Raw genomic sequence first — 13,132 nt, 5'->3', positions numbered from 1 at the left:
TCCAGACGGGGCGATATTTTGGATTTATCTTCTACGTTTTCGTTTGATAATAGACCGTTGAACTTTTAAGACAAGTAAACTGGATCCGATTGCTGCGACAAAGGCAAGAGCAGTTGATAATTTTAATGCTAAAAAGATAAAACTAAATATAGCAATACAGATACAAAAAACAGCGATATTAACAAAAAATAGGATTTCCTTGAGATTGGCATCAGACTGCGCTTCAGGTGTATAATCTTGATAGCGAGGAATCTGCTGGCTTAATTCTTCTTGATAGTCTACCTCATAGGATTGTAATTTTCTTACGGGCATTATTCTCTCCTTAACAGTACATACCTATTTTATCATTTTTTCAGCAGAGAATTATTACAGAAAGGTTACAATAAGAATAAAGTCCCTTTTCAAAATCACTTTTCTTGACACCATAATGTGAAAATGATAGGATGGATGGACACCAAATACTTATTAATATTCATAATTGCTTATATTAGCAAGGGAATTGAGCTACCAAATGATTCTTTTTTACGAAAATTTGTTTCCTTATTTTCTTGATTTTATTTAATTTGATTAGTGAGATTTGTTTTGAATACAGAGACAGATTTTCTGTCTCCTATTTTTATAGTAGTGGGGTGTCTAATTGATACCTCTTGGAAAAGTTAAAGGAGATAAGCATGTATCTTGCTATCAAAGAAATATTACGAAACAAACTTCGATATAGTTTGATTTTAACTACCATTTTTCTTATCGCTTTCATGGTCTTTTTTATGACTAGCTTAGCTCTTGGTCTTGTGCGAAACAACCGAGCCGCTATTGATAATTGGCAAGCGACGGGTGTGGTTTTATCTGACTACGCAAATGATAATTTGACAGCATCTTTTATTCCTGAAAAGGACTACAAGGATAAGAGTTCTAAAGAGGCTGCTCCACTAGGGTATATGTTTGCTGTAACCAATCTAGTCGATGATAGTGAAAAGGTCAATGTTTCCATCTTTGCTCAAGAGTGGGACGCTTTTATCTCTCCTAGTTTGACGGAGGGCCGTTATCCTGAAGGGGATGATGAGGTGGTTGTGGATCAGTCCTTTGAGAATTATGGAATCAAGCTAGGTGATGCCATTCAACTCAATGGAAGCGAGGAAAGTTACAAGGTTGTAGGCCTGACTCAAGGAAATAAATTTTTTACGGAGCCGGTTGTCTTTACGAGTTTGACAACTTATTGGACCTTACAAGGGACCTTGAAAGCTAATCGTGCCATCTCTGCTTTGGTATTGAAAAATGATATAGAAGTGGCTGGCGATGGATTGAAACAGATTTCTATTCCAAAAATGATATCGAAAATTCCTGGTTACACACCTCAGGTTAATGTATTTTCAGGGATGATTATTGCTATGATTGTCATCACAGGCTTGATTGTGGGTATATTTGTTTATATCATTACCATACAAAAACTAGGACTTTATGGAATAATGCGGGCTCAGGGAATACAGATCAAAACCATTGTATGGTCTCTTTTCTGTCAAATCTTCTTCCTAGCTGGTATGGGGATTGCTTTAGCCTTGCTGGCTATTGGAGGAGTGATTTTAGTCTTGCCAGCTACCTTCTTTTTCTACCCAAGTTGGTTAGCCTATTCTGTCCTAAGCTTGGTGATTTGCTTGATGGCCATGCTAGGTGGTGTCATTTCACTTCCACGCTTGCTAAAGGTGGACCCGATTACTGCGATTGCAGAATGATAAGGAGAATAGTATGACAGCATTGATTGAAATGACTCAAGTGACAAAAACGTACGGGGAAGGAAAGATGAAAGTCGTAGCTCTACATGAGACGAATTTTCAGCTAAATGCGGGAGAGTTCGTAGCTATCGTTGGGCCTTCAGGTTCTGGAAAGACGACTTTTCTAACGACTCTAGGACAACTTCAGGAAGAATCGAGCGGAAAAATTTTAGTTAAGGGGAAGGAAACAGGCAGTTTAACGGAGAAGGAGAAAACAGACCTCCGTTTTAGAGAGTTTGGCTTTATTCTTCAGGCTTCAAACTTAATTCCTTTTCTAACGGTCAAGGAACAGCTGGACTTGATAGACAGACTGGATAAGGGAAAAAATAGTAAAAGTGATCGAAAAGAGTTACTTGACTTGTTGGATTTGGAAAAGGTACAAGATCAGTATCCCAAGGCTTTATCAGGTGGCGAACGTCAACGGGCCGCAATTGCTAGAGCGCTTTATAACAATCCGAGCATCGTTCTTGCAGATGAGCCAACAGCTAGTCTTGACACAGAGCGGGCCTATCAAGTAACAAATATGCTAGCATCTATCGCACATGAGCAAGGTAGAGGAGTAGTGATGATTACGCACGATACTCGTCTTCTAGATAAGGTGGACCGTGTTTATGTGATGAACGATGGACACCTAGTTGAAGAAACACATGCATAAAAAGAGAGTGAACGGTGCTGGTACTGTTCACTTTTTAATTGCAAACCTTAAAAAATGACTTTGCCTTTTTTAGAAAATTCCCAGTATTCATAGCTGATTTTTGAGAAATGTGGTATAATTTTTCTTATGGAAAAGATTATCATTACAGCAACTGCTGAAAGTATTGAACAAGTTAAACAACTGCTCGAAGTTGGCGTAGATCGTATCTATGTCGGTGAGAAAGATTTTGGCCTTCGTCTGCCAACAACCTTTAGTCATGACAAATTGCGTGAAATTGCTAAGGTGGTTCATGAAGCAGGTAAGGAATTGATTGTTGCGGTTAACGCCCTCATGCACCAAGATATGATGGATCGTATCAAGCCTTTCTTAGACTTTTTGGAAGAAATCCAGACAGACTACATTACGATTGGGGATGCAGGTGTCTTTTATGTGGTCAATCGCGATGGCTATTCCTTTAAGACCATCTACGATGCTTCTACTATGGTAACTAGCAGTCGCCAGATTAACTTCTGGGGACAAAAGGCTGGTGCATCTGAGGCTGTTTTGGCGCGTGAAATTCCATCAGCTGAACTTTTCAAAATGCCAGAGATTTTGGAAATTCCTGCTGAAGTTTTGGTTTACGGAGCTAGTGTTATTCACCATTCTAAACGTCCGCTCTTGCAAAATTACTATAACTTCACGCATATTGATGATGAAAAGACTCGCAAGCGTGACCTTTTCTTGGCAGAGCCAAGTGACCCTGAGAGCCATTACTCTATCTTTGAAGACAATCATGGTACCCACATCTTTGCCAACAATGACCTTGATTTGATGACCAAATTGACAGAATTGGTGGAGCATGGTTTTACTCATTGGAAATTAGAAGGACTTTATACTCCTGGTCAGAACTTTGTTGAGATTGCAAAACTCTTTATCCAAGCGCGCAGCTTGATTCAAGAGGGTAACTTTAGCCATGACCAAGCTTTCTTGCTGGATGAAGAAGTTCGTAAACTTCACCCTAAAAACCGTTTCCTTGATACAGGATTTTATGACTACGATCCTGACATGGTTAAATAAAGTAAATGATTCGTTGAGAGAGCGAAGATGCAAACATTTCTTCTCTTAATTTTTCTTATTCTCCAATATTTTCAAAGAATTAGTAGGCTAGGATGCTCTATTTACTAGGATTTTTAAGAAAAGTGACCTTCTTGAGTTTGAAAATTATCCCATGTTTGCAGGTGCCAAATGGCCCTTTTTTTGGTATAATTTTTTATAATGAAAACGATTGGTAATCGCTATGTTGTGGTTGATTTAGAGGCAACTAGCACAGGTAGTAAGGCTAAAATTATCCAAGTGGGAATTGTCGTGATTGATGACGGAAACATCGTCGATCACTATACGACGGATGTTAATCCACATGAACCCTTGGATGCTCATATCAAAGAACTGACAGGATTGACAGACCAACGTCTGGCGCAAGCACCTGATTTTTCGCAAGTTGCTAGAAAAATCTTTGACTTGGTGAAGGATGGGATTTTTGTAGCCCATAATGTTCGATTTGATGCCAATCTCTTGGCGGAAAATTTATTTTTTGAAGGCTATGAACTAAGAAATCCTCGTGTTGACACGGTCGAATTGGCTCAGGTCTTTTTCCCTGAACTGGAAAAATATAGCTTGCCGATATTGTGTCGAGAATTAGGAATTCCTCTAAAACATGCTCACACAGCCCTTTCAGATGCCCAAGCTACAGCGGAATTACTTCTTTTTTTACGAGAAAAGATGGCCCAACTTCCTAAAGGTCTTTTAGAACGCTTGCTGGAAATGGCTGACGCTCTCTTATATGAGTCCTACTTGGTTATTGAAGAAATTTATTGCAACCAATCTATTCTGACTTCTTCAGATTTGGTCGAAGTTCAAGGACTATATTTCAAGAAACCTGCAACCCCAAATGAGTCACGAAAATTATCTCAAGATTTTTCTAAAAATATTTCTTTGTTGAACCTTGAAGTGAGGGAACGACAAGAAAGTTTTGCTAGAGAGGTTGGCTTGCTATTGAAAGATGAGCCTGTCTCTCTGATTCAAGCACCGACAGGGATTGGGAAAACCTATGGCTATCTCTTACCCGCTTTATCTCAAGCCAAAGAGCGTCAAATTGTTCTTAGTGTTCCGACAAAGATTCTTCAAAATCAGATCATGGAAGAAGAAGGAAAACGTCTTAAGGATGTGTTCCATATAGATATTCATAGTTTAAAGGGACCACACAATTATCTGAAGTTGGATGCCTTTTATCGTTCCTTGCAGGAAAATGATGAAAATCGCTTATTTAGACGCTTTAAAATGCAAGTCTTGGTTTGGTTGACAGAGACAGAGACAGGAGATTTGGATGAAATTGGACAACTCTACCGTTACCAACATTTTCTAACAGACCTTCGTCATGACGGAAATTTATCATCTCAAAGCTTATTTGTGACGGAAGATTTTTGGAAACGTAGTCAAGAAAAGGCGCAAACCTGCAAGCTTTTAGTGACCAATCATGCCTATCTTGTAACCAGACTTGAAGATAATCCTGAATTTGTCAGCGACCGTTTATTGATTATTGATGAAGTTCAAAAGATTTTGTTAGCTCTAGAAAATCTGCTTCAAGAGACCTACGATATCCAGTCTATTATCGATTTGCTTGATAAGGCTTTACTGGAGGAGCAAAATAAGGTCCAGCAACGAATACTAGAAAGTATTCGCTTTGAGTGCTTCTACTTGATAGAACAATTTCAGTCTGGAAAATCTAAGAAAAATATCTTAGATTCTCTTGCCAATCTCCATCAATATTTTTCAGAATTAGAAGTAGAAGGCTTTGAGGAGCTGGTTCGCTATTTTACAGCTGACCGAGATTACTGGCTTGAAGCAATTGAAACGAGTCAAAAGAAAATTCAAATTTCTTCTACGAAATCAGGACGTATTCTCCTATCTTCTTTAGTACCTAATTCATGTCAAGTCTTGGGAGTGTCGGCTACTCTTGAGATTAGTCAGAGGGTTTCTTTGGCAGACCTGTTAGGCTATCCTGAAGCTAAATTTGTCAAGGTTGAAGCTCATAAAAAACAGGATCAAGAAGTGGTCTTGGTTAAGGATTTTCCCTTGGTAACAGAAACCTCCTTAGAAGTTTATGCCCAAGAGGTAGCTGATTTGCTGATGGCTGTTCAAGCTTTCCAGCAACCGATTTTAGTTCTCTTTACTGCTAAAGACATGCTTCTAGCAGTATCGGATTTACTTCCAGTTAGCCATCTGGCCCAGTATAAAAATGGGGATGTTCATCAGCTAAAGAAACGCTTTGAAAAAGGTGAACAACAAATTCTGCTTGGTGCAGCAAGTTTCTGGGAGGGAGTTGATTTTTCAAGTCATCATTTTGTGATTCAAGTTGTACCAAGACTTCCTTTCCAAAATCCTCAAGAGCCCTTGACGAAAAAGATTAATCAGGAACTGAATCAGGAAGGAAAAAATGCCTTTTATGATTATCAGTTGCCAATGGCCATTATTCGTTTAAAACAGGCTTTGGGAAGAAGTATGAGACGCGAACACCAACGTTCCTTAACTCTTATTTTGGATAGGAGAATTGTCGGAAAGCGATATGGCAAACAAATTGTGACTTCTCTAGCAAAAGAAGCGACTGTTAAAACCGTCTCTCGATCCGAAATTGATGAGGCTGTTGATAGATTTTTAAATGAACTTTGATAAATAGTATAGTATGAAAGTATAAGGTTAGTGTATATGAAACGTTCTCTCGACTCTAGAGTCGATTATAGTTTGCTCTTGCCAGTATTTTTTCTACTGGTTATCGGCGTGGTGGCTATTTATATAGCCGTTAGTCATGATTATCCAAATAATATTCTGCCCATTTTAGGGCAGCAGGTCGCCTGGATTGCCTTGGGGCTTGTGATTGGTTTTGTCGTCATGCTCTTTAATACAGAATTTCTTTGGAAGGTGACTCCTTTTCTATATATTTTAGGCTTGGGACTTATGGTTTTGCCGATTGTCTTTTATAATCCAAGCTTAGTTGCCTCCACGGGTGCTAAAAACTGGATTTCAGTAAATGGAATTACCTTGTTCCAACCATCAGAATTTATGAAGATATCCTATATCCTTATGTTGGCTCGTGTGATTGTCCAATTTACAAAAAAACATAAGGAATGGAGACGTACAGTTCCGCTGGATTTCTTGCTGATTTTTTGGATGATTCTCTTTACCATTCCAGTCCTAGTTCTTTTGGCACTTCAAAGTGACTTGGGGACAGCTTTGGTTTTTGTAGCCATTTTCTCAGGAATCGTCTTGCTATCAGGAGTTTCTTGGAAAATTATTATCCCAGTATTTGTGACTGCTGTAACAGGAATTGCTGGTTTCTTAGCTATTTTTATCAGCAAGGATGGCAGGGCTTTTCTCCATCAACTGGGAATGCCGACCTACCAAATCAATCGTATCTTGGCTTGGCTTAATCCATTTGACTTTGCCCAAACAACCACTTACCAACAGGCTCAAGGGCAGATTGCCATTGGAAGCGGTGGCTTGTTTGGTCAGGGGTTTAATGCTTCTAATCTGCTTATTCCAGTTCGAGAGTCGGATATGATTTTCACGGTCATTGCAGAAGATTTTGGCTTTATTGGCTCTGTCCTTGTTATCGCCCTTTATCTCATGCTGATTTACCGTATGTTGAAGATTACTCTTAGATCAAATAACCAGTTCTACACCTATATTTCCACAGGTTTGATTATGATGTTGCTCTTCCATATCTTTGAGAATATTGGTGCCGTGACAGGTTTGCTTCCTTTGACTGGGATTCCCTTACCTTTCATTTCTCAAGGTGGATCGGCTATTATCAGTAACTTGATTGGTGTTGGCTTGCTTTTATCGATGAGTTACCAGACAAATCTAGCTGAAGAAAAGAGCGGAAAAGTTCCATTCAAACGGAAAAAGGTTGTATTAAAACGAATCAAATAAGGAGAAAATCATGGTTAAAGTAGCAGTTATGTTGGCTCAGGGCTTTGAAGAAATTGAAGCTTTGACAGTTGTAGATGTCTTGCGTCGTGCCAATATCACATGTGATATGGTTGGTTTTGAAGAGCAAGTGACAGGTTCGCATGCTATCCAAGTAAGAGCAGATCGTGTCTTTGATGGTGATTTATCCGACTATGACATGATTGTTCTTCCTGGAGGGATGCCTGGTTCTGCACATTTGCGCGATAATCAGGCCTTGATTCAAGAGTTGCAAAGCTTCGAACGAGAAGGGAAGAAACTAGCAGCCATTTGTGCTGCGCCAATTGCCCTCAATCAAGCAGGGCTATTGAAAAACAAGCAGTACACTTGCTATGATGGCGTTCAAGAGCAAATCTTTGATGGTCAATATGTAAAGGAAACAGTAGTGGTAGATGGTCATTTGATAACCAGTCGAGGCCCCTCAACAGCCCTTGCCTTTACCTACGAGTTGGTGGAGCAATTAGGAGGAGACGCAGAGACTTTACGAACAGGAATGCTCTATCGAGATGTCTTTGGTAAAAATCAGTAAAACGGGAGTCAAACTCTCGTTTTTTTATGTGGAAAACTCAGGGAAATCATCGCTTTTTCCATAAAAAAATGCTATAATGAAGGGTATGAAATATCACGATTATATCTGGGATTTAGGTGGAACTTTACTGGATAATTACGAAACTTCAACAGCTGCATTTGTTGAAACATTGGCATTGTATGGCATCACACAAGACCATGACAGTGTCTATCAGGCTTTAAAGGTTTCTACTGATTTTGCGATTGAGGCATTCGCTCCCAACTTAGAGCATTTTTTAGAAAAATACAAGGAAAATGAAGCCAGAGAGCTTGAACACCCGATTTTGTTTGAAGGAGTGTCTGAATTATTGAAAGATATCTCCAATCAAGGTGGGCGTCATTTCTTGGTTTCTCACCGAAATGATCAGGTCTTGGAAATTTTAGAAAAAACCTCTATAGCAGCTTATTTTACAGAAGTAGTGACTTCTAGCTCAGGCTTTAAGAGAAAACCGAATCCTGAGTCCATGATTTATTTAAGAGAAAAATATCAGATTTGCTCTGGTCTTGTCATTGGTGATCGGCCGATTGATATTGAAGCAGGTAAAGCTGCAGGATTGAATAACCACTTGTTTACCAGTATCGTGAATTTAAGACAAGTATTAGACATGTAAGAAAAAGGAATAAGATGACAGAAGAAATCAAAAATCTGCAGGCACAGGATTATGATGCCAGTCAAATTCAAGTTTTAGAGGGCCTAGAGGCTGTTCGTATGCGTCCAGGGATGTATATCGGATCAACCTCAAAAGAAGGTCTTCACCATCTAGTCTGGGAAATTGTTGATAACTCAATTGACGAGGCCTTGGCAGGATTTGCCAGCCATATTCAAGTCTTTATTGAACCAGATAATTCGATTACTGTTGTCGATGATGGACGCGGTATTCCAGTCGATATTCAGGAAAAAACAGGTCGACCTGCCGTTGAGACTGTCTTTACTGTTCTGCACGCTGGAGGAAAGTTTGGCGGTGGCGGCTATAAAGTTTCAGGTGGTCTTCATGGAGTAGGGTCATCAGTCGTCAATGCTCTTTCCACTCAATTAGACGTTCATGTCCACAAAAACGGTAAAATTCATTACCAAGAATACCGTCGTGGTCATGTTGTTGCAGACCTTGAGGTGGTTGGGGATACAGATAGAACTGGAACAACAGTTCACTTCACACCGGACCCAGAAATCTTCACTGAAACAACAACCTTTGATTTTGATAAATTAAATAAACGGATTCAAGAGTTAGCCTTTCTAAATCGCGGTCTTCAAATCTCTATCACTGATAAGCGTGAGGGGCTAGAACAAACTAAACATTATCATTATGAAGGTGGGATTGCTAGTTACGTTGAATATATCAATGAGAACAAGGATGTTATCTTTGATACACCAATCTACACCGATGGTGAGATGGATGATATCACAGTCGAAGTAGCTATGCAATACACAACTGGTTACCATGAAAACGTCATGAGTTTCGCCAACAATATTCATACCCATGAAGGTGGAACGCATGAACAAGGTTTCCGTACGGCACTAACTCGCGTTATCAACGATTATGCTCGTAAAAATAAGTTACTGAAAGACAATGAAGACAACCTAACAGGAGAAGATGTCCGAGAAGGATTAACTGCAGTTATCTCAGTTAAACACCCAAATCCACAGTTTGAAGGACAAACCAAGACCAAATTGGGAAATAGTGAAGTGGTTAAGATTACCAATCGTCTTTTCAGCGATGCTTTCTCTGATTTTCTCATGGAAAATCCGCAGATCGCAAAGCGCATCGTGGAAAAAGGGATTTTAGCTGCCAAGGCTCGTGTGGCTGCCAAGCGTGCGCGTGAAGTCACTCGTAAAAAATCTGGTTTGGAAATTTCCAACCTTCCAGGGAAATTAGCAGACTGTTCTTCTAACAATCCTGCGGAAACAGAACTCTTTATCGTCGAAGGAGACTCAGCGGGTGGATCAGCCAAATCTGGTCGTAACCGTGAGTTCCAGGCTATCCTTCCAATTCGCGGTAAGATTTTGAACGTTGAAAAAGCAAGTATGGATAAGATTCTTGCTAATGAAGAAATTCGCAGTCTTTTCACAGCGATGGGAACTGGATTTGGTGCAGAATTCGATGTTTCAAAAGCCCGTTACCAAAAGCTCGTTTTGATGACCGATGCCGATGTCGATGGAGCCCATATTCGTACTCTTCTTCTAACCTTGATTTATCGTTATATGAAACCAATACTAGAAGCTGGTTATGTTTATATTGCCCAACCTCCAATCTATGGTGTCAAGGTTGGAAGCGAGATTAAAGAATATATCCAGCCAGGAGCGGATCAAGAAATTAAACTCCAAGAAGCCTTGGCCCGCCATAGTGAAGGACGTGCCAAACCAACCATTCAGCGTTATAAAGGTTTGGGTGAAATGGATGATCACCAGTTGTGGGAAACAACCATGGATCCCGAACATCGCTTAATGGCAAGAGTTTCTGTAGATGATGCTGCAGAAGCAGATAAAATCTTTGATATGTTGATGGGGGATCGAGTAGAGCCTCGTCGTGAATTTATCGAAGAAAATGCCGTCTATAGTACACTTGATGTCTAAAAAATCGGGAGAAGTAGTTCCCTTGGTCTAAAAAATATGATATAATCATTACGATTGTTTCAAGTTAAAAAGGAGTTTAATATGTCTGGTAGTCTAGTAGTATATCTTATAATTGCAATTGCAATTATATTGCTGATTTCATATGCTATAGCAATTTATGTACGGAAACGCAATGAAAGTAAATTAGCAATTTTAGAAGAGAAAAAAGAAGAGCTGTACAATCTTCCAGTTAATGATGAAGTTGAAGCTGTTAAAAATATGCACTTGATTGGACAAAGTCAAGTGACTTTCCGTGAATGGAACCAAAAATGGGTTGACCTATCTCTTAACTCTTTTGCCGATATCGAAAATAATCTTTTCGAGGCAGAAGGCTATAACAATTCATTCCGTTTTTTCAAGGCTAGTCATCAAATTGACCAAATCGAGAGCCAAATTACCTTGATTGAAGAAGATATTGCGGCAATTCGCAATGCCTTGGCTGATTTGGAGAAACAAGAGTCTAAAAATAGTGGACGTGTTCTTCATACCTTGGACTTGTTTGAAGAGTTGCAACACCGAGTTGCTGATCATTCTGAAGAATATGGACAAGGTTTGTCTGAAATCGAAAAACAATTGGAAAATATCCAATCAGAGTTTTCTCAGTTTGTTACTTTGAACACTTCAGGTGACCCAGTAGAAGCTGCTGTGATTTTGGATAATGCTGAGAATCATATCTTGGCTTTGAGTCATATTGTTGACCGCTTGCCAGCAATTGTAAAAACATTATCTAAAGAGTTACCTGATCAATTGGAAGATTTGGAGGATGGTTACCGTAAGCTTTTAGATGCTAACTATCATTTTGCTGAGACGGACATTGAGTCTCGCTTCCAATTGCTTTATGAAGCTTTGAAGAAAAACCACGAAAATGTTGCTCAATTAGAGTTGGATAATGCTGAGTACGAAAATACTCAAGTTCAAGAAGAAATCAATGCACTCTATGATATCTTTACACGAGAAATCGCTGCTCAAAAAGTAGTAGAAGGCTTAGTTGCCACCCTTCCTACGTATTTGAAACACATGAAAGATAGTAATGCTGTTTTAGTAGAAGATATTCAACGATTAAGTAATAACTACCTGCTTTCTGAAACGGATGTTAGTCATGTTCACAGATTACAAGCTGAGTTAGAATCTTTAGAAGAATCTGTATTGGAATTAACTTCTGAACAAGAGGAACATTCTGAACCTTATTCATTCCTTGAAGATCGTTTGGAAAACTTACAAGCGACTTTGAAAGAAATTGAGGATGAACAAGTTGCGGTTAGTCAACGTCTTGCTCAGATTGAAAAAGATGACATCAATGCTCGCCAGAAGGCAAATGTTTATGTCAATCGTCTTCATACAATTAAGAGATATATGGAAAAACGCAATCTTCCAGGTATTCCTCAGAATTTCTTACAGTTGTTCTTTACAGCAAGTAATCATACTGAAGAGTTGATGGCTGAGCTAGAAGAAGCCCAGGTCAATATCGAAGCTGTGAACCGTATGCTTGAAATTACAACAAATGATATGGAAGCACTTGAAGAAGAAACCTATAATATTGTTCAATATGCAACATTGACAGAACAATTACTACAGTATTCGAACCGCTACCGCTCATTTGATGAACGAATTCAGGAAGCCTTTAATGAATCATTAGAAATTTTTGAAAAAGAATTTGATTACCATGCTTCATTTGATAAGATTTCGCAAGCTTTGGAAGTTGCAGAACCAGGTGTAACCAACCGTTTTGTCACTTCATACGAAAAAACACGTGAGACGATTCGTTTCTAACATAATAAAAAAGATTTGGTTCTGTGATAAGCAGCACCAAATCTTTTTTATTTATTCATTCATTGTTTTTAAAAATGCCCAGTTACCAATTGATCTTGAACCGTATTCTATCTCCATAAAGTTTAGTAGGACATAATCGTTTTTTTCGTAGAATGAGGCATTTCTAGCTGTGCTGGTAATGAAACCCAAGTGTTTACAGCCTTTTGATTTGACATAAGGTTCAATCCCTTGTGTCAGAAAAGTACTGCCAATTCCCTGTCCCTTACTTGCTGTATTAACAGCTAAAGCCATCAAATACCAATCAAACTCTCCTGCTTGTTCTAAGTGCTTTTTGGAACGTTTTATAAAGTCAAAGTATTTAAAAAGATTTCGTGGTCGAATGTAGCGAAAAATGTTTGTTCCGCCATTTCGTAGATAGGATAGTATACAGAAATCCTTTTGTTGCAAAAGGGCGACTGCTAGTAATTCTCCATCTTGTTCCGCAACTAAACAGTTTCCTTTTTTAATATAGACTCTAGTAAGCAGAATTTGCAATGTTTCTACAAAAGCAGGATAGGAGTCAGGTTTCTTCAAATCGTCTTTTAAAATCGTTAAAAAAGGATAGTCAAGAAAGGAATTAGCTAATAGTTTTCCAATTTTTTCGCTTTCTTCAAGTCTTGCCTCTCTATATATGATATCTCCCATGTTTGTCTCCTTAATTATCTATAAAATCTTGTATGATAAGATTTCAAGATAAAAAATTGGAGATGATCCAAAAAGCAA

General features: G+C 38.8%; 11 protein-coding genes. 9 read left to right on the top strand and 2 right to left on the bottom strand.

Annotation, left to right across the window (positions count from 1 at the left end; all coding sequences use genetic code 11):
• Window positions 1-24: 24 nt before the first annotated feature.
• On the bottom strand, window positions 25-312 hold the full coding sequence (locus RN80_RS07615; RefSeq protein WP_060628532.1) for a DUF3270 domain-containing protein: 288 nt from the start codon (window positions 310-312) through the stop codon (window positions 25-27).
• A 359-nt stretch (window positions 313-671) separates the two neighbouring features.
• Between RN80_RS07615 and RN80_RS07610 the strand changes: the two genes are divergently transcribed.
• The 9 genes from RN80_RS07610 (at window position 672) to ezrA (ending at window position 12,370) form a co-directional block, all read left to right on the top strand.
• Complete coding sequence (locus RN80_RS07610) at window positions 672-1,727, top strand: ABC transporter permease (RefSeq protein ID WP_060628531.1); 1,056 nt, start codon at window positions 672-674, stop codon at window positions 1,725-1,727.
• A gap of 13 nt (window positions 1,728-1,740) precedes the next feature.
• A complete protein-coding gene (locus tag RN80_RS07605; RefSeq protein WP_060628530.1) occupies window positions 1,741-2,421 on the top strand; it encodes an ABC transporter ATP-binding protein in 681 nt (226 codons plus the stop codon).
• Between the two features lie 126 nt (window positions 2,422-2,547).
• A complete protein-coding gene (locus RN80_RS07600; protein ID WP_060628529.1) occupies window positions 2,548-3,477 on the top strand; it encodes a peptidase U32 family protein in 930 nt (309 codons plus the stop codon).
• A gap of 198 nt (window positions 3,478-3,675) precedes the next feature.
• The gene (locus RN80_RS07595; RefSeq protein ID WP_060628528.1) at window positions 3,676-6,126 is read left to right on the top strand and encodes a bifunctional DnaQ family exonuclease/ATP-dependent helicase; all 2,451 of its coding nucleotides are present in this window, start codon (window positions 3,676-3,678) and stop codon (window positions 6,124-6,126) included.
• Window positions 6,127-6,162: 36 nt separating this feature from the next.
• Complete coding sequence (locus tag RN80_RS07590; protein WP_060628527.1) at window positions 6,163-7,386, top strand: FtsW/RodA/SpoVE family cell cycle protein; 1,224 nt, start codon at window positions 6,163-6,165, stop codon at window positions 7,384-7,386.
• A gap of 10 nt (window positions 7,387-7,396) precedes the next feature.
• Window positions 7,397-7,951: a DJ-1 family glyoxalase III gene (locus RN80_RS07585; protein ID WP_060628526.1), complete on the top strand. Its 555-nt coding sequence runs from the start codon at window positions 7,397-7,399 to the stop codon at window positions 7,949-7,951.
• Between the two features lie 85 nt (window positions 7,952-8,036).
• Complete coding sequence (locus RN80_RS07580; RefSeq protein WP_060628770.1) at window positions 8,037-8,600, top strand: HAD family hydrolase; 564 nt, start codon at window positions 8,037-8,039, stop codon at window positions 8,598-8,600.
• Between the two features lie 14 nt (window positions 8,601-8,614).
• Complete coding sequence (gyrB, locus tag RN80_RS07575) at window positions 8,615-10,561, top strand: DNA topoisomerase (ATP-hydrolyzing) subunit B (RefSeq protein WP_060628525.1); 1,947 nt, start codon at window positions 8,615-8,617, stop codon at window positions 10,559-10,561.
• 81 nt (window positions 10,562-10,642) lie between these two features.
• Window positions 10,643-12,370, top strand: coding sequence for a septation ring formation regulator EzrA (gene ezrA, locus RN80_RS07570; protein WP_060628524.1), 1,728 nt, complete (start codon window positions 10,643-10,645; stop codon window positions 12,368-12,370).
• Window positions 12,371-12,421: 51 nt separating this feature from the next.
• Here ezrA and RN80_RS07565 read toward each other — a convergent pair whose 3' ends face one another.
• Window positions 12,422-13,054, bottom strand: a complete 633-nt coding sequence (locus tag RN80_RS07565; protein WP_060628523.1) for a GNAT family N-acetyltransferase — start codon at window positions 13,052-13,054, stop codon at window positions 12,422-12,424.
• Window positions 13,055-13,132: the final 78 nt, after the last annotated feature.

The sequence above is a fragment of the Streptococcus mitis genome, from assembly GCF_001281025.1.
Lineage (GTDB): Bacteria > Bacillota > Bacilli > Lactobacillales > Streptococcaceae > Streptococcus > Streptococcus mitis_AK.
This window is presented reverse-complemented; position numbering and strand designations above follow the sequence as displayed.

Bases quoted from the DNA above. Each gene is read 5' to 3' on its own strand.
- RN80_RS07595 (WP_060628528.1), top strand. From the start codon at position 3,676: ATGAAAACGATTGGTAATCGCTATGTTGTGGTTGATTTAGAGGCAACT.
- RN80_RS07585 (WP_060628526.1), top strand. From the start codon at position 7,397: ATGGTTAAAGTAGCAGTTATGTTGGCTCAGGGCTTTGAAGAAATTGAA.
- gyrB (WP_060628525.1), top strand. From the start codon at position 8,615: ATGACAGAAGAAATCAAAAATCTGCAGGCACAGGATTATGATGCCAGT.
- ezrA (WP_060628524.1), top strand. From the start codon at position 10,643: ATGTCTGGTAGTCTAGTAGTATATCTTATAATTGCAATTGCAATTATA.
- RN80_RS07605 (WP_060628530.1), top strand. From the start codon at position 1,741: ATGACAGCATTGATTGAAATGACTCAAGTGACAAAAACGTACGGGGAA.
- RN80_RS07590 (WP_060628527.1), top strand. From the start codon at position 6,163: ATGAAACGTTCTCTCGACTCTAGAGTCGATTATAGTTTGCTCTTGCCA.
- RN80_RS07580 (WP_060628770.1), top strand. From the start codon at position 8,037: ATGAAATATCACGATTATATCTGGGATTTAGGTGGAACTTTACTGGAT.
- RN80_RS07600 (WP_060628529.1), top strand. From the start codon at position 2,548: ATGGAAAAGATTATCATTACAGCAACTGCTGAAAGTATTGAACAAGTT.
- RN80_RS07565 (WP_060628523.1), bottom strand. From the start codon at position 13,054: ATGGGAGATATCATATATAGAGAGGCAAGACTTGAAGAAAGCGAAAAA.
- RN80_RS07610 (WP_060628531.1), top strand. From the start codon at position 672: ATGTATCTTGCTATCAAAGAAATATTACGAAACAAACTTCGATATAGT.
- RN80_RS07615 (WP_060628532.1), bottom strand. From the start codon at position 312: ATGCCCGTAAGAAAATTACAATCCTATGAGGTAGACTATCAAGAAGAA.